Source organism: Pseudomonas sp. JL2, assembly GCF_031570495.1.
Lineage (GTDB): Bacteria > Pseudomonadota > Gammaproteobacteria > Pseudomonadales > Pseudomonadaceae > Aquipseudomonas > Aquipseudomonas rhizophila.
Map to the genome: position 1 here is coordinate 1 of NZ_JAKUDH010000042.1, position 17422 is coordinate 17422.

At 59.0% G+C, this 17422-nt stretch carries 18 protein-coding genes and 2 pseudogenes; 8 read left to right on the plus strand and 12 right to left on the minus strand.

Going from position 1 to position 17422, the window contains the following annotated elements; all coding sequences use genetic code 11:
• Together MKS85_RS28135 and MKS85_RS28140 are read right to left on the minus strand one after the other, a co-directional pair.
• Positions 1-306: pseudogene (locus tag MKS85_RS28135) on the minus strand (hypothetical protein); the annotation flags it as partial.
• A 135-nt stretch (positions 307-441) separates the two neighbouring features.
• Positions 442-840, minus strand: a complete 399-nt coding sequence (locus tag MKS85_RS28140) for a DUF488 domain-containing protein (RefSeq protein WP_076386252.1) — start codon at positions 838-840, stop codon at positions 442-444.
• Between the two features lie 230 nt (positions 841-1070).
• Between MKS85_RS28140 and MKS85_RS28145 the strand changes: the two genes are divergently transcribed.
• Positions 1071-1778, plus strand: a complete 708-nt coding sequence (locus MKS85_RS28145; RefSeq protein WP_188252255.1) for a class I SAM-dependent methyltransferase — start codon at positions 1071-1073, stop codon at positions 1776-1778.
• Between the two features lie 109 nt (positions 1779-1887).
• Here MKS85_RS28145 and MKS85_RS28150 read toward each other — a convergent pair whose 3' ends face one another.
• From MKS85_RS28150 to argH, 8 genes are all read right to left on the minus strand, one after another.
• A complete protein-coding gene (locus MKS85_RS28150; RefSeq protein ID WP_188252254.1) occupies positions 1888-3084 on the minus strand; it encodes an MFS transporter in 1197 nt (398 codons plus the stop codon).
• Between the two features lie 147 nt (positions 3085-3231).
• The gene (locus MKS85_RS28155) at positions 3232-4581 is read right to left on the minus strand and encodes an MmgE/PrpD family protein (protein WP_188252253.1); all 1350 of its coding nucleotides are present in this window, start codon (positions 4579-4581) and stop codon (positions 3232-3234) included.
• Positions 4578-5465, minus strand: a complete 888-nt coding sequence (locus MKS85_RS28160) for a polysaccharide deacetylase (RefSeq protein WP_188252252.1) — start codon at positions 5463-5465, stop codon at positions 4578-4580. Before MKS85_RS28160 ends, MKS85_RS28155 begins: the two co-directional genes overlap by 4 nt.
• Complete coding sequence (locus MKS85_RS28165; protein ID WP_188252251.1) at positions 5458-6306, minus strand: polysaccharide deacetylase; 849 nt, start codon at positions 6304-6306, stop codon at positions 5458-5460. Before MKS85_RS28165 ends, MKS85_RS28160 begins: the two co-directional genes overlap by 8 nt.
• 148 nt (positions 6307-6454) lie before the next feature.
• A complete protein-coding gene (locus MKS85_RS28170) occupies positions 6455-7279 on the minus strand; it encodes an ABC transporter substrate-binding protein (protein ID WP_107321510.1) in 825 nt (274 codons plus the stop codon).
• A 39-nt stretch (positions 7280-7318) separates the two neighbouring features.
• Positions 7319-8083 carry an amino acid ABC transporter ATP-binding protein gene (locus MKS85_RS28175; RefSeq protein WP_107321511.1) on the minus strand — a complete coding sequence of 255 codons (765 nt, stop codon included), beginning with the start codon at positions 8081-8083 and terminating at the stop codon, positions 7319-7321.
• A gap of 10 nt (positions 8084-8093) precedes the next feature.
• Entirely contained in the window at positions 8094-8972 is an 879-nt protein-coding gene (locus tag MKS85_RS28180; protein ID WP_107321512.1) for an amino acid ABC transporter permease, read from the minus strand.
• Between the two features lie 90 nt (positions 8973-9062).
• A complete protein-coding gene (argH, locus tag MKS85_RS28185) occupies positions 9063-10490 on the minus strand; it encodes an argininosuccinate lyase (RefSeq protein ID WP_188252250.1) in 1428 nt (475 codons plus the stop codon).
• A gap of 296 nt (positions 10491-10786) precedes the next feature.
• Between argH and MKS85_RS28190 the strand changes: the two genes are divergently transcribed.
• The 7 genes and pseudogenes from MKS85_RS28190 to MKS85_RS28215 all read left to right on the plus strand — a co-directional run bounded on the left by MKS85_RS28190 (position 10787) and on the right by MKS85_RS28215 (position 15425).
• Positions 10787-11752, plus strand: a complete 966-nt coding sequence (locus MKS85_RS28190; protein WP_188252249.1) for a LysR family transcriptional regulator — start codon at positions 10787-10789, stop codon at positions 11750-11752.
• A 34-nt stretch (positions 11753-11786) separates the two neighbouring features.
• Positions 11787-11981 (plus strand): annotated as a pseudogene (locus MKS85_RS29120) (hypothetical protein); the annotation flags it as partial.
• Positions 11982-12241: 260 nt separating this feature from the next.
• Positions 12242-12913, plus strand: a complete 672-nt coding sequence (locus tag MKS85_RS28195; RefSeq protein WP_223194574.1) for a hypothetical protein — start codon at positions 12242-12244, stop codon at positions 12911-12913.
• 14 nt (positions 12914-12927) lie between these two features.
• On the plus strand, positions 12928-13614 hold the full coding sequence (locus MKS85_RS28200; protein WP_188252247.1) for a tetratricopeptide repeat protein: 687 nt from the start codon (positions 12928-12930) through the stop codon (positions 13612-13614).
• Positions 13615-13838: 224 nt separating this feature from the next.
• The gene (locus MKS85_RS28205) at positions 13839-14534 is read left to right on the plus strand and encodes a hypothetical protein (RefSeq protein WP_107321517.1); all 696 of its coding nucleotides are present in this window, start codon (positions 13839-13841) and stop codon (positions 14532-14534) included.
• A 170-nt stretch (positions 14535-14704) separates the two neighbouring features.
• Positions 14705-15187 (plus strand): hypothetical protein, encoded by a 483-nt coding sequence (locus tag MKS85_RS28210; RefSeq protein ID WP_188252246.1) that lies wholly within the window; start codon positions 14705-14707, stop codon positions 15185-15187.
• Positions 15188-15191: 4 nt separating this feature from the next.
• The gene (locus tag MKS85_RS28215; protein ID WP_188252245.1) at positions 15192-15425 is read left to right on the plus strand and encodes a hypothetical protein; all 234 of its coding nucleotides are present in this window, start codon (positions 15192-15194) and stop codon (positions 15423-15425) included.
• A 37-nt stretch (positions 15426-15462) separates the two neighbouring features.
• Here MKS85_RS28215 and MKS85_RS28220 read toward each other — a convergent pair whose 3' ends face one another.
• A complete protein-coding gene (locus MKS85_RS28220) occupies positions 15463-15717 on the minus strand; it encodes a colicin E3-like toxin immunity protein (protein WP_188252244.1) in 255 nt (84 codons plus the stop codon).
• 7 nt (positions 15718-15724) lie between these two features.
• Complete coding sequence (locus MKS85_RS28225) at positions 15725-16954, minus strand: colicin E3/pyocin S6 family cytotoxin (RefSeq protein WP_188252243.1); 1230 nt, start codon at positions 16952-16954, stop codon at positions 15725-15727.
• Positions 16955-17422: the final 468 nt, after the last annotated feature.

A 17422-nucleotide genomic window follows, 5' to 3' on the forward strand; every position in this document is an offset into this window, starting at 1 on the left:
GGCCGTTACCGGCCCGCACACAAAAAATCTGACACTCCCGCGTTGATCGGCCGGGACAATCACCGGTCGGTAATCATCACCGCCGGCGTCCAGGTTCCACAGGTCAAAGCCGTGACGCGCCAGCACAGGTACCAACGCCTCGAAACAGACCTCGGCCATTTCGTTGGAAAGCTCATCCAACAGCGCCTCGAATTCCGGCCCGGAAAACACACCGATGTCGGGATAGTAATGCTGCAGCAGCCCAAGCAACTCAGCGCCGGGTGTTTTCCAATCGATATGAACCAAGGGATCAAAACGGGATTGCATCACGCCAGCCTTCCTTGTGAACTCGCCTGCGCGCCATCTTAGCCGTACACCGCCTGAAAAGAATAACTACCACCGTGGCGAGGGAGCTTGCTCCCGCTGGGCTGCGCAGCGGCCCCAAAACCATCCTGCCGCCCATCAGAACTCCCCACCCAAATAACAAACCGGCGAACTCCCCTCCGCCCGCTTCTCCACCTCATCCTCCAACCATTCAGCCAACACCACGGCATTGTTCTCGACCGTGGATTTGGCGGCGTATACCAGGGTGAGATTGCCGCCCCGCGCAACATCCACCAACCGCCACCAACCCTCCGGCCGCGCAGCCAACTCCTTGCGATAGGCCAACTTGAACTGCTCGAACGAAACCGCCCCCGCTTTGAACGCCTTGCGCAGCTCATGAGAAGGCGCCACCTCCGGCAGCCACTGCGCGATGGGGAGTTCGTCCTTGCGACAATTACGCGGCCATAGACGGTCCACCAGAACCCGTACGCCGTCCTCGGTGCTGGCTGCTTCGTAGGCTCGTTTGCAGTGGATCATGGGGCCTGCCTGTGGGAGAGGGGACAGCGTCAGAATAGGCCGAGGTCAGTGATCGGGTTGAGTCCCCCCTCGCAACCTGCTGAGATAATCCTAATATCAATGCTCGACTGGGGCCTGGGAAGTGCTGATCCACAGCATGGCGGCCGCTAAGGTGTAGGGCTTGACAGGTCTGGGATACTGAAAGCAGTACCGCGGTTACGCGATGCGTCTATCACGACACAAGGTGCCCTATGCGCAGTGAAGACCTCAAGATATTGTTCGACCAGCAAGCTGTCAGCTACGACAAGCAATGGGAAAGGATGGCGCCGATTCGCGCCGCCCTCTATTTGCTGCTCGAATCTCAGTTCGCCGGCCTGCCGGAAAATGCCCGGATACTCTGCGTCGGCGTTGGCACGGGGGCGGAACTTGCCCATCTGGCGGAGCGCTTCCCCGGCTGGCATTTCACTGCTGTCGACCCTTCGGGCGCTATGCTTGATGTCTGTCGTCAGAGGGCCGTTCAGCATGGCTTTCTCGCGCGCTGCTATTTTCACGAAGGCTACCTGGATACGCTCGTCGCCGAGGCCAGCTACGACGCGGCTACCTGCTTGCTGGTCTCCCAATTCTTGTTGGAAGAAGATGCCCGCACCAGGTTCTTTCGCGAAATAGCCCAGCGCCTTAAACCCCACGGAATATTGGCGAACGCCGACCTTGCCTCTGATACCGAATCGCCTGCCTATGAGGTGCTGTTACGAAGTTGGATGACATTGATGTCCTCCCATGGTCTTCAGCCAGAAGTGCTGGAGCGAGCGCGTATTGCTTACGCCAGAGATGTTGCGATCCTGCCTGCGCAACAGGTCGCGAGCCTTATCAAGGCCGCCGGGTTTGACACCCCTGTACAGTTCTTTCAGGCGGGATTGATGCACGGATGGGTCTGTACGCGGCGAGCACATCTGGAGTGAGTTAGAGACATTTTCATAAGCGTGCGTAGATGACGGGTAGGGCCTTGAAGACTGAGCGGGTGGAGCGAGGCGCGGTGTGCCGTTCGTTACGGATGCTGACTCATTCATATTAATGCTGCTTGTTTGCATAATTTTGCTGTAGCGCGACTCGCCGCCCACTCATGAAGCACAGTGTGCCGCCCAGCGCCGTCAACAAGCTCAAGGCATAGAACATCGTCGGCGCTGGGGTGTGCATGAGCAGGAAGCCGCAGATCACCGGGCTCAACGCGCCGCCCAGGGCCGCGAGGTTCTGCGCGCCGTAGTAGCTGCCGCGCAGTTCTTCCGGTGCCAGGGTGTCAACGAAGAGGAATTCGGCAGGGTAAATGATCATCTCACCGAGGGTGAAAATGAACATCGCCACGCACCAGGACACCAGGCTGTCGGCCAGGCTGAAGCCGATCAGACCGAGGATGAATAGGCTGGTGCCACCGGCGATCCAGTAACGCAGCTGTTCGCGCTTGAGAAAGCGGCCGATCTGGTATTGCAGCAGGATCACGGCAATCGCATTGCAGGCGAGCAGGGCCGCCATGGTTTGCAGCGCGCGCTGGGAGTCCTCGACCACCAGCAGGTATTGCGACAGGTACAGGGTAAAACGCCCGTGGACCACGGTACTGAGCAGGCAGCCGCAGGTGAACATGATCAGCGTGCGGTCGTTTTTCAGGGTCACCAGGGTCTTGAGAAAACTCTGTGGCTGACCGATCGCGGGGGCCGGGGCCGAGTCGCTGGGAATGCCGCTCATCAGGAAGATGCTGCCGAAAGCGATGGCGCCGGCAATCAAGAACGGTGCAATCGGGTACACCCCGGCAATCACCACGCCGAGCATCGGGCCGGTGGCGTAGCCGATATTGGTAAGGGTGTAGCGTAAGGAAAACGCCTTGGCCCGCTGTCCCACGGGCAGGTTTTCGCTGAGGATCGCCTTGGAACCGATCAGGAACAGGGCCGACGCGGTTTCGGTGATCACCAGGGTCAGGGTAGTCAGGTAGAGGTTCTGGGCGAAGGTCAGCAGTACGAATCCGATGGCGCTGGAGAGCATGGTCAGGATCAGTAGCCGGCGTTTCTCCAGGCGATCGATGATGTAGCCACCGTAGAGCGCGAGCAGGGTGGCAATGAACACCGCGATGCCCAGCAACAAACCGACGTCCTGTTGGTTGAGACCGAGTTTGTTGCTCAGGAACAGGGTGAGCAACGGGCTGGTAATGGCTCGGCTGACGACGATAGTCAGTGAAACGATCATCAGGCGGCGGATGACGAGCGAGTAAGTGGCCACGGTGGGGCAGATGTCCTTATTCCAGTTTTTAGCGTTTGTTTGCGCCGAGGCACTGCCATCGCGAGCAGGCTCGCTTCCACAGGGGAAGGTAATTCAATTGTGGGAGCGAGCCTGCTCGCGATAACGCCCGATCAGGCAATAAAAGTTTCAACCCAACCACCGCTCGAGCAGTCCAACCGACTCCAGCGTTTCTAGCCGCGCTAGTTGCCCCAGCAACGCCTCGGCTTGTACCCGCGGCATCACTCGCTCCGCCAGGCTGAAAAATTTCTGCTCCAGCGCCGCATCGCTCATCGGATTGGCTGGCGCACCCAAGGGCGGATCGACGCACAGCCGCGCCTGCCGACCGTCCACGGTCCGCACGCAGACCACGGGTTCGCCATCCTCTGACCGTCGCGGGTCAACTTCAAGGCGAATGCGCGACAGCCAGCGGTCAATCCGCGGGTCGCGGCGCGTGGTCTCGTCATAGGCTTCAAGTCCGCAATGCCCGTGTACCAGCCGCGCCGCCAGGGCGTAAGGCAGGCTCATCTGCGCTGCCGGCAGCGTGCTGACATCCTGGCCACCGCACATGTCCTGTAGAAACCCGCACAACGACACCTGAATGTCTTCGACCTGATCGGCGCCGACTTGCAACTGATCCAGCAGCAACCCCAGCGCATCGATGGCCGAATGGGTGCCACGGCACGAGGCATAGGGCTTGATCGAGCAGCGGGCGAGTTTCCACACCGAGCCCAGATCCGCGTCCAGCGCTTGCGGTTCTGCCGTCGGCCCGGCCAGGGTCTTGAGAAAACCGCCCCAGACGTCATCGAACAGCCTGGCCGGCCCGGTGATGCCCTGCTGGGCAAACCGCGCGGCCAGCAATCCTCCTTCAGCCGCACGGCCGCTGTGCAGCTTCTTGCTTTGCGAGCCGTCATGGATGAACGCCCACAAGCCCCCGCTGAAACTGCCCGCAATGCCAAGCGCAGCGAGCGTTTGCCCGGCGTCCAGTCTCAGGACGCGCGCACCGGCGGCTGCTGCGCCGAACACCCCGCAGGTGGCAGTGGAATGCCACCCCGCGCCGTTGTGCGCCGAATAGCCGCCGCAGGCTTCGAGCACCCGGCGACCGACTTCATAGCCAAGCACCACGGCCGTGATCAGCTCACGACCGTTGACCGTTCCGGGCGCCATCGACACCGCGGCCATCACCGCCGGCAGGACCACCGCTCCGGAGTGGTCGCAGCCACCGGTGTCGTCCAGTTCCAGCGCATGGGCGGCGACGCCGTTGAGCATTGCCGTCTGGGCGGCGCCGAGTCGCAGGTTGGTGCCCCAGACCAGGCTGTTGCCGGTTTCGCCCTCGAAGACCTGACGTGCCTGCCGTGCGACGTCGCTGTCCGCGCCGGCCAATGCCGCTCCGAACGTATCGAGGATGTGCCGTTTGGCCTGCGCCACCAGCGCCGCAGGCAAGTCTTCGAAGCGAGTGTCGACGCAGAACTGCGCCAGTCGCTGCAGGCGCTCGGTCATAGCAGGTAGTCCCGATAGTGCCGCTCGTACACCGAGGCGGGGTGATCGCCGGCCGTTGGCAGCGCCGAGTCCGCCCACCATTGGGCGACTTCGCAACCTCGGGCGATCCATACATCATCGTGCTGCTGGATGCTCCGCAGCAGCTCGCGCAACACGCCGATTCGCCCCGGCGTGCCGATGATCTCGGGATGCAGGCGCAGCACGTAACACAGGCCGAAGCGGTGAAACCCGGCGAAGTCCATTTGCAGATTGCCCAGAGTGTGACTGTAGGAAGCGATCCGCGATTGCGCAGGTGGTACCGCCGGGCTCAGGTTGAAGGCGAAGTAGGGCTCGTCCTCCAGTTCATAGTGCAACGGCAGTTCGATAATCCCGGGTGCCGTAGGGTGAGCGAAAGGCAAATCATCGCCACGCCATGACGACGACCAGCTTATGCCGTGTTCGCCCAAGGCCTCGATGAACCCCGGTGCGCCATTGCCGGCGGGGATGCGAAAACCGCTGGGGCGCTGGCCGGTCAGCGCCTGCAATGCTGCACACCCTCGGGCGATTTCGTCACGCTGCTGCGCCAGGTCGAGAGTGTCGTAGTTGCAGTGGCGATAACCGGTGCAGGCAATCTCATGCCCGCCTGCTTGAATCGCCTGGATGTGTTGCGGGTTTTCTTCGGCAACGATGCCGGGAATGAACCAACTGCTGCACACCTTCAGTTCGTCGAACAGCCCCAACAGGCGCTCGACACCCCGTTGTGTGCCGTAACGCCACACGGACAGGGTCTTGTCGCGCCCGGCGACTTCCGGGGCCTGGGTGAGAATGCCGTGGATGTCGTTGTAATCGACCGTCAACACGACAGCGCAGCGGTAGCCCAGGGGCCAGAAAACCGAATCAGCCATGGTGATGCTCCTTGAGCCACCACTGCGCGACATCGCGGCAGGTGGCAAACCACACGTCGTTGCGCTGGCGCATGTGTTCGAAGAGTTTTTCCAGCAGCAGGATGCGTCCCGGCTTGCCGGTGATCTTGGGATGGAACAGGGTGGTCAGGCACAAGCCTTCATTCATGGCGCCGTCGTATTCGCGACACCAGTTGTCCAGGGTCAGCTCATAGCTGGCGGTGCGATCCAGCCCTGACGGAAAATCCGGCGCGCGGGTATAAGCCAGTGAGGCGTAGTCATCCATCTCCCAGCGGCCGGGGATCTCCACCAGGGGCGTGTCAAAACCCGGCACCTTCACCAGGTACGGGCGGTCATCGCCACGCATGCTGCTGGAATAGGTCACGCCGGCCTCGACCAGCATCGCCGGGGTCTCGGCGCGCCAGTCGCCGGAGGGGGTGCGAAAGCCTTCGGCGCGGATGTTCAAGTGGTTCCAGAACACCTCGCGGCAGCGCTTCATCACGTCCTTCTGCTGTTCCAGCGTCAGGGCGTAAAAGGATTCGTGCTTGTAGCCGTGGTACGCCACCTCATGCCCGCGCTCGACAATCGCCTGGCACTGCTTCGGCCAGTTCTCAACGACCCAGGCCGGGACGAAGAAGGTGGTCGGGATGCCGAAGGCGTCGAGCAGATCGAGCAGTCGCGGCAGCGCCCGGTAAGGACCATAACCGCCAAATCCGAAATACTCAGGCTTGTGCCAGATCGAGCCGTTGAGCATGGCATCGCCGGTGGGGCCGTCGAGGTCGAAGGCCAGGGCGAGGCAGGCTTTGTGCGGCGCCGGCCAGGTGGGTTGGGGTGAGGAGGACATCGTGGTGCTCCAGCTATTTCATAGGTAAAGCCCAATCCGTGTGGGAGCGAGCCTGCTCGCGATGGCGTATCAGCGCACCCGTGTCGACTGACACACCATCGCGAGCAGGCTCGCTCCCACAACAAACGGACAGGCTTGTTCCTTGCGGTTACTTCCCGGCGTTAATGGTCGCCGTCTTGATCGCGCCCAGCTCCAGCTCCCACTTCTTCAGGATCGCCTGGTAGCTGCCGTCGTCGATCATGCTCTGCAGTGCGACTTTCACCGCTTCGCTCAGCTCAGGTTTTTTCTTGCTGACGCCCAGGCCGGTGAACTGCGACGAGATCGGCAGGCCCACGGTCTTGTACATGTCCTTTTCCTGGGTCTTGAGGTACGGCAGGGTTTCGCTGCCTTGCATCGCCGCGTCGATACGGCTCTGGCGCAGTTGCGCACGGGCGTCGGCGGAGCCTTCGGTGCCCACCACGTTGATCGCCGGTTTACCCGCCGCTTCGCAGTTGGCCTTGCTCCACTCGGCGATTTCCGTAGGGAAGGTGGTGCGGCGGCTGGTGCCGACTTTCTTGCCGCACAGGTCGATAATCTCGTTGATGTCTTTGTTCTTTTGCAGGGTGTAGAACTGCGGACCGCTGGTGAAGTAGTCAACGAAGGTCACGCTGGCCTGACGTTCGGCGGTGTCGGTCATGCCCGACAGCACCATGTCGACGCGGTCGGTGGTGAGCGCGTTGATCATTTGTTCGAAGCCAGTTTCCTGCCATTTGATCTTGATGCCCAAGCGTTCGGCCAAGGCGTTGCCCAGGTCATAGTCCAGGCCGGTCAACTGGTTGGTGGCCGGGTCCTTGAAATCCATCGGCGGATAGTTCGGCATGATCGCGACGACGATCTCGCCCTTGTCCTTGATGCTGGCCGGCAGTTCGGCGGCGAAGCTGAAGCTGGAGGCCATCAAGCCTGCGAGTACTGCTGGGATTACGAAGTTCTTCATGGTCGTTCTCTTTTGAGTGTTGTGAGCGCCAAAGGGCGCTTAGGTTCGAACGGCAGAAATGAAGCTTTGGGTGCGAGGGTTTTGCGGACTTATTAGTATTTCTTCGGGGCTTCCAGCCTCCACGATCTGCCCGCCGTCCATGAACACCATGCGATTGGAAACCTCGCGAGCGAAGCCCAGTTCATGGGTGACGACGATCATGGTCATGCCGGTCTGCGCGAGGTCGCGCATCACCGACAGCACCTCACCGACCAGTTCCGGGTCGAGTGCCGAAGTGGGTTCATCGAACAGCATCAGCTTGGGGCGCATGGCCAATGCACGCGCAATGGCTACGCGTTGCTGCTGGCCACCCGAAAGTTCGATCGGGTAGCTGTTGCGCTTGTCGGTCAGGCCGACGCGGGCGAGCAATTCCAGGGCTTCTTCATTTGCCTCTTTGGGCGAACGCTTGAGCACCTGGCAGGGCCCTTCGATGATGTTTTGCAGCACAGTCATGTGCGGAAACAGGTTGAAACGCTGGAACACCATGCCGGTGGACAGACGTTGACGGGCGATCTGGGACTCGTTGAGTTCGTGCAGTTTGTTGCCGACGATGCGGTAACCCACCAGTTCGCCATCGACCCACAAGCCACCCTTGTCGATCTTTTCCAGTTGGTTGACGCAACGCAGCAAGGTGCTTTTACCGGAACCGGACGGGCCGATGATGCACAGCACTTCACCTTGCTCGACTTCGATATTGATGTCTTTGAGCGCGTGAAACTGGTCGTAATACTTGTTCAGACTCACGGCCTTGACGATGCTTCTCATGTAGGGCTCCTCAAGAACGCTTGCCGGCGCCGCGAGCGAAACGACGCTCCAGACGGCTTTGACCAAAGGACAGGACGGTGACGGTGGCCAGGTACCAGATACCCGCGACGATCAGCAGCTCCATCACCCGGGCGTTGGCGTAGTAGATGTTCTGGGCGTTGTAGAGCAGTTCCGAGTACTGGATGACGCTCGCCAGCGAGGTCATTTTCACCATGCCGATAAACTCGTTGCCGACCGGCGGAATGATGATCCGCATCGCCTGCGGCAGGATGATCCGGCGCAGGGCTTGCAGGCGTGGCATGCCAATCGACTTGGCGGCTTCGTACTGCCCGGTGTCCACCGACAACAGGCCGGCGCGCACCACTTCGGCGGTGTAGGCGCCCTGGTTGATGCTCAAGCCCAGGAGGGCGGCCGCGAATGGCGTCATCAGGCTCACGGTGTCCATTTCGAACAGGCCGGGAATACCGATGGTGGGGAAGATCAGCGCCAGGTTGAACCACAACAGCAGTTGCAGGATCAGCGGCGTGCCGCGAAACAGCCAGGTGTAGGTCACCGCCACGTAACGCAGGATCGGGTTGGCCGACATGCGCATGATCGCCGTGATCACCCCGAACACAATACCCAGCCCCATCGCCAGCACGGCCATGACGATGGTATTGAGCAAGCCCCACATGATCGCTTGGGAGGTGAGGAACTGGCCGATGTACGACCATTCGATCTTGCCTTCGGCAAAGGCGCGTACCAGGCCGATGATCGCTATGAGGATCACGGTGGCGAAAAAAATCCGCCCGTAGTAACGACGTGGCACGTGGTCGTACTGGGTTATATCAAACTGGTTTTCCGCCAGTTTGCGCTCCGCCTGAAGTCGTTCTGCCTGAGTCTGACTCATGTTGTTTCTCCGAACACGGGTATTGCAGGTCAAACACATTTCCTTGCAGGTGCCGGCTTGCCAGCTCCTACCAGGGTTTTGCGTTGTCTATCAGAGGCGGAAGCCCTGATAGTTCTTGGTCCATTCGTGTTGCGCGGCGAGGGCGGTCTTCAACCGGCCGATCTGCTCGCGCACCTGCTGCGGCGCGGTACCACCCCAACCGCTACGGGCAGCGATGGCGGCTTCTAGCGTCAGGCTGTCGCGTACTTCCGGGGTCAGGCGCGGATCGATTTCGGCCAACAGCGCCGGCGAGGCTTCCCACAACTCGATGTCGTGTTTCTCACAGGCCTGAACCAACGCGCCGGTGATTTCATGGGCTTCCTTGAACGGCACCCCGCGCACCGCCAGCCAGTCGGCCACTTCGGTCGCGAGGGTGAACCCGAGCGGTGCCTGGCGGCGCAACTCTTCAACGTTGACCTTCATGGTCGCGACCATCCCGGCCATGGCGGGCAGGACCAGCAGCAAGGTGTCGACGCTGTCGAGCACGCCGTTCTTGTCTTCGCTCAAGTCGCGGTTGTATGACAGTGGCAGCGATTTCAGGGTAGAGAGCAGACCGGTGAGGTTGCCGATCAGGCGACCTGCCTTGCCCCGGGCCAGTTCGGCAATGTCCGGGTTTTTCTTCTGCGGCATGATTGAGCTACCGGTGGCGTAGGCATCGTCCAGGGCAACCCAGCGAAATTGCCGCGATGACCACAGACAAAATTCTTCGGCAAGGCGGGAAATGTTGATCCCGAGCATGCTGGCAATAAACAGGAATTCGGCGACGTGATCGCGGCTGGCCACCGCATCGATGGAGTTTTCGCAGACGCCGCTGTAACCCATTTCCCTAGCCGACTGCTGCGGCAGGCGCGCGATGGCGGAACCGGCCATGGCGGCGGCGCCGAGTGGCGACAGCGCGGTGCGGATGTCCCAGTCCACCAGTCGTTGCACGTCACGCAGCATCGATTGGGCGTGAGCGAGCAAGTGATGGGCAAAGACGATCGGTTGCGCCTGTTGCAGGTGAGTGAAGCCTGGGCAGATGCTTTCGATGTGTTGTTCGGCCTGATCGACCAGCGCTTGTTGCAAGGCAAGTACTTCGACGGCCAGGGTGCGCACGTGGTCGCGCAGGAACAGACGCAGGTCGTTGGCGGTCTGGTCGTTGCGCGAACGGCCGGCGCGCAGCTTGCCGCCCAATGGGCCGAGGCGCTCGGTCAGCAGGCGTTCGATGAACGTGTGGACGTCTTCGTCATCCAGCGTTGGCGCGATGCTGCCGGCTTTGAAATCAGCGCCGATACCTTCCAGCGCGTCGAGCATGGTGTGGGTTTCCTGCTCGCTCAACAGTCCGGCGCGTTGCAGCTCACGGGCATGGGCCTTGGAGCCGGCGAGGTCGTACGGGGTCAGGCGAAAGTAACGCTCAGGGCAACGGGACAGGGCCGCCAGGGCTTCGGAGGGACCGCTTTTGAAACGGGCCCCCCAGAGACGTTCGGTGGGGTGAGACATTGTTATTTTCCTCGTCGGTAAAGCGAACTGATATGGATGCGAAGAGCCGAGAAGACCCGCCGGAAATAATTCGGGCGTGGTTCGGCCTAAGCAGTTTTCAAGAGGGCAGTTGCAGCGTTGCGAGAGCTGATCGAAGTGTCAGCTTTTAGCAGTTCGAAGTCAGTGAGTTGGCACTGAAGTACGGGGATTATTAGCGGTTGCCAAGCCTGGTTTTCTGTGTTCATTATTATTGGCCAGCTTTATTTTTGTTGTTGGACACAGGTTGTTGAATAGCGCGCCAGAGGTAAATAAGCATTATGGAAACCCCACTTTCCAATTCCGGAAACCCGGCGCCAAAAACGCTGCATCGGGCGCCGCTGGCCCTCAGCGGGCTGGATTTCAAACTGCTCAAAGTGTTCAAGGCTGTGGTCGAGGCTGGCGGTTTCAGTGCGGCGCAGAACGAGCTGAATGTGGGGTTGGCGGCCATCAGCAAACAAATTTCCGACCTTGAAATTCGTATTGGTATGCGCTTGTGCACCCGAGGTCGAGAGGGTTTTCATCTGACCGAAGAAGGCCGATTGGTGTATCAGGCATCGATTGATTTATTTGCCTCGGTCGATAACTTTCGTGATCGGCTTAGTTCCGCGCAGAACGAACTTGTTGGTGACCTGGGAGTGGGCGTCATTGACAATACTATTTCCGACATTAATTCACCGTTAGTTGCAGCGCTTGAACGAATAAATAAAGAGTCACCGAAAGTAAGGTTTCAACTTCAGACCTCACAACTGGATGAGGTTGAAAGAGGGGTCGTAGAGGGGCGCCTGGTGGCCGGTATCGTACCGGTTTATCAGAAGCGCGAAGAGTTCGACTATTACGCGTTGTATGAAGAACGCTCAGAGGTTTACTGCGCGATCGGCCACCCGTTGTTTGCGGTGTCGGACGCAGAAATCGGCAGCAACGTACTCAAGGAGTACGAGTGCATCAACCATCGCTACGCGATCCATCGCGACAAATTGAATTTTGCCCGGTACGACAGTTTTTCCGCCTCGGCGACCCAGGTGGAAGCCGTGGCGCTGCTGATCAAGACCGGGCGTTTCGTGGGTTTTCTCCCGCAGCATTACGCCGCGTCGATGGTGTCTGAAGGGCAATTGCGAGCCTTGCGGCCGGACCTCATTCACATCAGCACACCGTTTAATCTGATCCTGCGTCACAACATCGTGCGCAGTCCGCTGGTGAAGGCATTTGCCCAGGCATTGGGCGTCGATTTGAAGGCGTCGACTTGATAACAATCATTAAGTAATAGATAGCTCCCGCCCCGACGACGCGGCAACCAAACTGATCTGGCTTGGGTTGCGTAATATCACAGCAAAGTGGGGCCCAGCGGCACATGACATCCCGCCGTACGGCCACGCAAGAGCACCCGAACTTGTGGCGAGGGGATTTATCCCCGCTGGGCTGCGCAGCAGCCCCAAAACCACCCAACCCGATACACCCGGCCCCGGAATTATTTAGTGGCTTGAAATTAAACCCGCTCCCTTCGCTATGCAGCCTTATCTGCAGGATTCGGCACTTAGGCCTTCTCCCGCANAAACCACCCAACCCGATACACCCGGCCCCGGAATTATTTAGTGGCTTGAAATTAAACCCGCTCCCTTCGCTATGCAGCCTTATCTGCAGGATTCGGCACTTAGGCCTTCTCCCGCAGACCCGTCTTGCTAAAGTTCGCGATTCATAGGCCGACAGACTTCGTTTCCACCTCACGGATGAATCTAATGTTCCGCTCTGTTTTTTCTGGCGTTGCTTTGCTCGCTGTCGCCGCTGCCTGCAATGCCCAGGCTCAGACCGTCACCACGCCCGAACAACTGCTGACCGAATTTTCCCGTTGCGATGCGCATTTCTTCGAGAGTCTGCGCGATGCCCGCCTGCCGGCAGGTACCGTACGCCTGAGTGATTACGGCTCGGTCAAGGCACCGACCATCATGAGCCCGCTACAGGAAGGCGGCACTTACCAACACTTCGAAACGCCCCTGATCGTCAACGGCGTGCAGATGGTCGGCTATTACAACCAGGCCGAAACCATCAAGAATGTCGGCAATTTTCTGTTCTGGGGTTTCGTAGCCGATGGTTCGCCGCAAGAGGTGGCCGCAAAACTCAAACCGTTGATCGTCGATAACGCGCGTTTTGTCGGTCAGGGCAAAGCCATTACCCGCGCCGAAATTCGCCGCGTTGGTGACCCGATCGGCCAATGGCGCACCGAAGGATTGACCGGCCCCGGCGTCGTCACTCCGTTTGGTTTCGTAGACCGCGTGTTGATGGTCGACACGGGCGACACAACACCGCCGCTGGCAGGGCACACCACCGTGTTCTGCTCGCTACAAGGCACCGTGACCGCGCCGCTCTTGCAGGTCTATCGCCCTGACCTCAACGCTCGTCTGTTCGACTAACAAGGATACTTTTCATGAATGCTCGCTGGCCCGCACTGATCGCCTGCTCCTTCATCCTCACAGGATGTGCCGGAATGCAGAACCCGCAAAAAGCCAACCTCGCGCACTGCACAAATCAGATTAAGGCGTCCAAAGCCGAAAATTACCCCCTGGCGCTACAGGAAGGTGATCTATGTCTGCAGAAAAATACCTTGCCCGCCTCGCTGGAAAGTTTGATTTACGCGGTGCAGGCCGACGCCCACAGCAACCTCAAGCATTTCCCCGAAGCGGTGGCTGCCAAGGAAAAATCCATCCAATTGGAGGCCAAGCCTGATGCGCGCGCCAATCTGGATTTGAGCAGCATGTATCGCGACGCTGGCAACCCGAAAAAAGCGCTTGAACTTGTGCAGTACAACCTCGACAACGGACTGGGAGAAGCCGGAAAGGGCTCCGGCTTCCACATGCCGACCTACTATCATCAGGGCCTCGCGCTGACAGACCTGGGTCAGTACCGAGAGGCCGCTGAAGCATTCAGCACCGGCCTTGAGCGCCAGGCGGACTATGCCTGGGCCTATTACGAGCGTGGGATCGCGTACGACCATTTGGGAGATAAGGACGGCGCCAAGGCCGACTTCATGAAGTTCTCGCAGATCGTCAACAAGAAGTACGTACGTGAGGAGCACAAGGCCAAGCTCGCCGAGTACAAGATTTCCATGCCGTGAGGTGGTTTCCCAAAATAAACAGCATCGCCACCGAGCTACACACGTATCGCTCCGGTTTTTTGTCATGACTGGCGGTGTACTGCTGACATTGGTGTTCCTGTGTATCTCCTTCAGGACGTTCGGTCGCATTTAACGCATGAAAGAAGAAGACCGCTTCTATTGAAACGGTTGTCAGTCATGGCGCCCAGAGCCCACATTCATCCAGGTAATCGGTTTCCCCACCCATGAAAAAGTTGATTCTCGCGTTGCTTTCGGTCGTCCTGCTTTCCGGGTGTGTAACCAAGTCTTTGAGTGTCGAAGACCGCCACCAGATCAAAACGATCAAGATCCTTCCCGTGTACTTTGCGGTAGAAAACTTCAAATACACGAGCATGACTCAGGCTTGGGGAGCAGGACTGGGGGCCGGAGCAGGTGCAGCGACTGGCATGTTGGCCGGAGCATCGAGCGCTGGCACAAGCGCGTTGACGGGCGCCGGCTCGGTCGTGGGTACCAAGGCGGCCGATGGCGCGACGGCGGATATTTCCCAAGCGATTCTGAACAACATGCAAGCCCACGGTATCGATGTGGGCAAACTGGTGCGTGAAAGCTTCGAGAGGCGCATCAAGCAAGAAGGGCTGTTCACCATCGTGGCGCAAGGCGAGAGAGCGGACGCCGACGTTGAAATCATGGTCATGCAGTGGGGGCTTAGCCTGAAAAACTACAGCTCTGTGCTTTACCCAGTCATTGGTGTCAACGGCTCCATGAAACGCAGCGGCACCTCGGTTTGGCGCAACTTCAATACCATTTCGGCATTCAATGAAAGCAACACCCTCGCTTACACCCCTGAGCAGTACGCCACCGATCCCGAAGCAGCGCGTGCGGCGTTTTCCCGGGTGTCTGATTTGGCTGTAGGCAAGCTGATTGAAGACCTGAAGCAATAACCGCATAGGCAAACCGAAGTGCTGCAGGGGCAGGCGCGCATCAAGGCGGTGGGGAGGAACAAGATTGTCTTGAGCAAATTGACCAGCGGCGCTTAGTCGGTACCATTTGCGAAACGCCCGTCAGCTAAGACAAGCTCCCCGTCTTCCCAGACTCGATAAGGATGCGAGCATTGAAGTTTGAAAACGGTCAGTTTTCTGGCAGCCATGGAATTATCTTCAGCGTATCGCGCTTCACCTTGTCGGCCGATGAGCGGGGTAGTCTCAGAACGCTGCATTTTGGTGAAGCGAAAGCCGCCCACTATGAAGTGAGCAACCGGGTGGTGGAGCTCTACGACAAAATGCTCGCCAAGGATCTACCCTGCCAAATGATGGTCGGGATTTCCAACCCCTTGACCCGGCAGCAGGGTGATTTACTCAACACCCAACGAATGAGTATCGCCAACCTCACCAGCGGGGTTTTCGCCGCAGCGGCCGGCAAGTTCATGCCCGGTGCGGTCATCCCTGTGGGATGGGCTGTCCGCGAGTTCACGTTGGGCAAATTGCCGACTTATCACGCCGGTGATGTCATCGTAAGCTTGGATGCACAGGTCAGCGGTGGCATAGGTCCGCAACACTCCGCTTCCTCTATGATCATCAAGGCTCAAGGCGGCTAAGACTATGAATGAATTTGGCCTATACGCCTTGGCATATGCAGTGTTCCTGCTGTTGTTTTTCTATATGAAATCCTACGGCCTCAGGAAATGGCTAGGCATCGCCCTGGTTGCCCTGGGGTTTGCGAGCATTTTTACACTGCCGTCTTTCGTCTCCGGTTTTGATCTGGGGATCGCCTCAACCAGTGCTATTGGCATTGGCGCGGCACTGTTTTTCAGCCGGGCCCGGTATATGGCATGAATCTGTGTTCCTCTTTTATTGACCACTCGCTCCGTGGCTACCAGCTGTCTCGATAGTCGAAAGCAATCTGATAGTCGTAGCTGCTCCAATCAATTGAGTGTTGAAAGTGAGGCTGGAGGGTTTTGACCCATTCCTGGGGAACATCAAACCCTCCGTTATTGACATTGTTTTCGATTGGAATCCCTAGGGCTTCAATGACAGAGCCGTCTTCACCCAAGTCTTCGGAATACTCCTCCCCCTCGCAGGATTCGGTTTGCTTGCTATACCACTCAAGTCTTAGTTTGAGTCCCATTTGATCCTCACAAATATTTTTTGATATTACGGTTTTTTTTCGGGCCGTCTGTCTGCTCGCCCGTAATATGATCGAAGGCCCCTAGATGACTTCCATCGCTCGAACGATAGGCTTCCAATTCGCCATGTGAAGAATCCCATTCGTAAATGGTTCTGCCCTTCGCATCAAGCCAGCGATCCCTTAGGCCGCCACCTCCTTGTACAGGTGTTTTTTTCTTGCCTCTTTTCAATCCAGGGAAGCCAACAATTTCATGGGTTTTCGGAGCTGGGTGATAGTCGTGGCCGGTCTCGGCCATGCCCTTTCGAGGAACACTCAAAACCACATAAACCGGCCGAACCCCCGAATCAGCCGGAAATACCAGAATGAAATCCCTGTACTCCGGCGGATAAATCGGGTCGACGATGACGCTGTCGGCCATCGGCGTCGGCGGGTAGATCCAAATAGGTGGCGCCTGAGGCGCAGCTTCCAGGGCGGGAATGCCGAGGGTGTCGGACGGGTTGGTAGCCGGCGTCCAGATCAATTCGATGCCATCCCCCAGGTCGGCGATGAACTGATCGGCTCGCGGGGTGAACTGAACAACGTCGACCATTTCCCAATCGCGGTTCTGGCCGGTGTAAAAGCCGTAGCCCTTGAGGCTGCCATCGGCCTGCTGCTCGATGCTCAAGCGCACGCGGCTGCGGGCCTGTTTGAGGTTGCGTAACTGGTCTTCGCTGTAGAGCGCGCTGTCACCCAGATTGGACGGCCAGAGCAGGGCGACGATGCCGGTCAGCAGCGCTGCGCCGACGGTGCCGCCGGCAGTTGCAGCCGTGGACGTTGCCGAACCGCCCAGCGCGAGCCTGCCCAAGGTAACGGGAACCGTGCCTGCGCCGATCTGCTTGAGGGGGATCGTGCCGGACGGGGCGGCGCTCCGGCCGCCGAGCCACATGAGATCGCCGTACTGCTTGACCAGATCTGCCGGCACGTAGCCGTTGGGGTTGTTGTAATCGATGATGCCGTTGGGGAGCTTGCAGCTCTTGGCAAACACGCATCCGGCCACGGAGGACAAAGGCTTGTTATCCACCGTGGCCCAGCGCGCGTGTTCATAGGCAGCTTGCCGGGCAAGCATGGCTTCGTAAGCCTGCTGCCGGGTTTCGCGCTCGGCCAGTTCGCTGGCGGTCATGTCCCGATAGGTGACGTGATGCCCATCGCCGCTGGGCGGGTTTCGGACCTGGGGGATGTCGTTTTTGCGTGCCGCCACGTAGTGAGTCTCGTCCGGAAAAAATGCAGGACAGACGCTAACGCGGGAAGAGAGGGCCGCGATGTAGGAGGTTTCTTGAAGTGGTTGTTCTGGTTTCCTCAATACAGGTAGGGCTGGCTATTTGAGGTTCGGAACAATCTGCAGCGTCAGATCAGGCTGTCAGACATTGGGCACCCGCAACTCGCCAGCCGACCTCGCCTTGCGCCTTTGCCTACAACTACGCCAGAATCCGCCGGCTTGTTCACCTTGGGTTGCGTCGGTAGTTTGAGTCCTGTCACTGCTCATCAGTGATCGGGTTTAGTCGCCCGTCTCAACCTAAGACGTATCAGGTCCCTATCGGTCAGGTTTACTGTTCCTGTTTGATGGTGGCTGTACGCAGGGCGCCTTCGGGCGCGCCGGGATTCTTAGGTTCACCGGTCGACTAACCTGGGACTGTCAGAAATTTTGTGTTCGGGCATAACATGCTGA

Bases quoted from the DNA above. Each gene is read 5' to 3' on its own strand.
- MKS85_RS28195 (WP_223194574.1), top strand. From the start codon at position 12,242: ATGTTCCGCTCTGTTTTTTCTGGCGTTGCTTTGCTCGCTGTCGCCGCT.
- MKS85_RS28180 (WP_107321512.1), bottom strand. From the start codon at position 8,972: ATGAGTCAGACTCAGGCAGAACGACTTCAGGCGGAGCGCAAACTGGCG.
- MKS85_RS28220 (WP_188252244.1), bottom strand. From the start codon at position 15,717: ATGGGACTCAAACTAAGACTTGAGTGGTATAGCAAGCAAACCGAATCC.
- MKS85_RS28140 (WP_076386252.1), bottom strand. From the start codon at position 840: ATGATCCACTGCAAACGAGCCTACGAAGCAGCCAGCACCGAGGACGGC.
- MKS85_RS28165 (WP_188252251.1), bottom strand. From the start codon at position 6,306: ATGTCCTCCTCACCCCAACCCACCTGGCCGGCGCCGCACAAAGCCTGC.
- MKS85_RS28215 (WP_188252245.1), top strand. From the start codon at position 15,192: ATGAATGAATTTGGCCTATACGCCTTGGCATATGCAGTGTTCCTGCTG.
- MKS85_RS28205 (WP_107321517.1), top strand. From the start codon at position 13,839: ATGAAAAAGTTGATTCTCGCGTTGCTTTCGGTCGTCCTGCTTTCCGGG.
- MKS85_RS28160 (WP_188252252.1), bottom strand. From the start codon at position 5,465: ATGGCTGATTCGGTTTTCTGGCCCCTGGGCTACCGCTGCGCTGTCGTG.
- MKS85_RS28190 (WP_188252249.1), top strand. From the start codon at position 10,787: ATGGAAACCCCACTTTCCAATTCCGGAAACCCGGCGCCAAAAACGCTG.
- MKS85_RS28175 (WP_107321511.1), bottom strand. From the start codon at position 8,083: ATGAGAAGCATCGTCAAGGCCGTGAGTCTGAACAAGTATTACGACCAG.
- MKS85_RS28155 (WP_188252253.1), bottom strand. From the start codon at position 4,581: ATGACCGAGCGCCTGCAGCGACTGGCGCAGTTCTGCGTCGACACTCGC.
- MKS85_RS28145 (WP_188252255.1), top strand. From the start codon at position 1,071: ATGCGCAGTGAAGACCTCAAGATATTGTTCGACCAGCAAGCTGTCAGC.
- argH (WP_188252250.1), bottom strand. From the start codon at position 10,490: ATGTCTCACCCCACCGAACGTCTCTGGGGGGCCCGTTTCAAAAGCGGT.
- MKS85_RS28170 (WP_107321510.1), bottom strand. From the start codon at position 7,279: ATGAAGAACTTCGTAATCCCAGCAGTACTCGCAGGCTTGATGGCCTCC.
- MKS85_RS28200 (WP_188252247.1), top strand. From the start codon at position 12,928: ATGAATGCTCGCTGGCCCGCACTGATCGCCTGCTCCTTCATCCTCACA.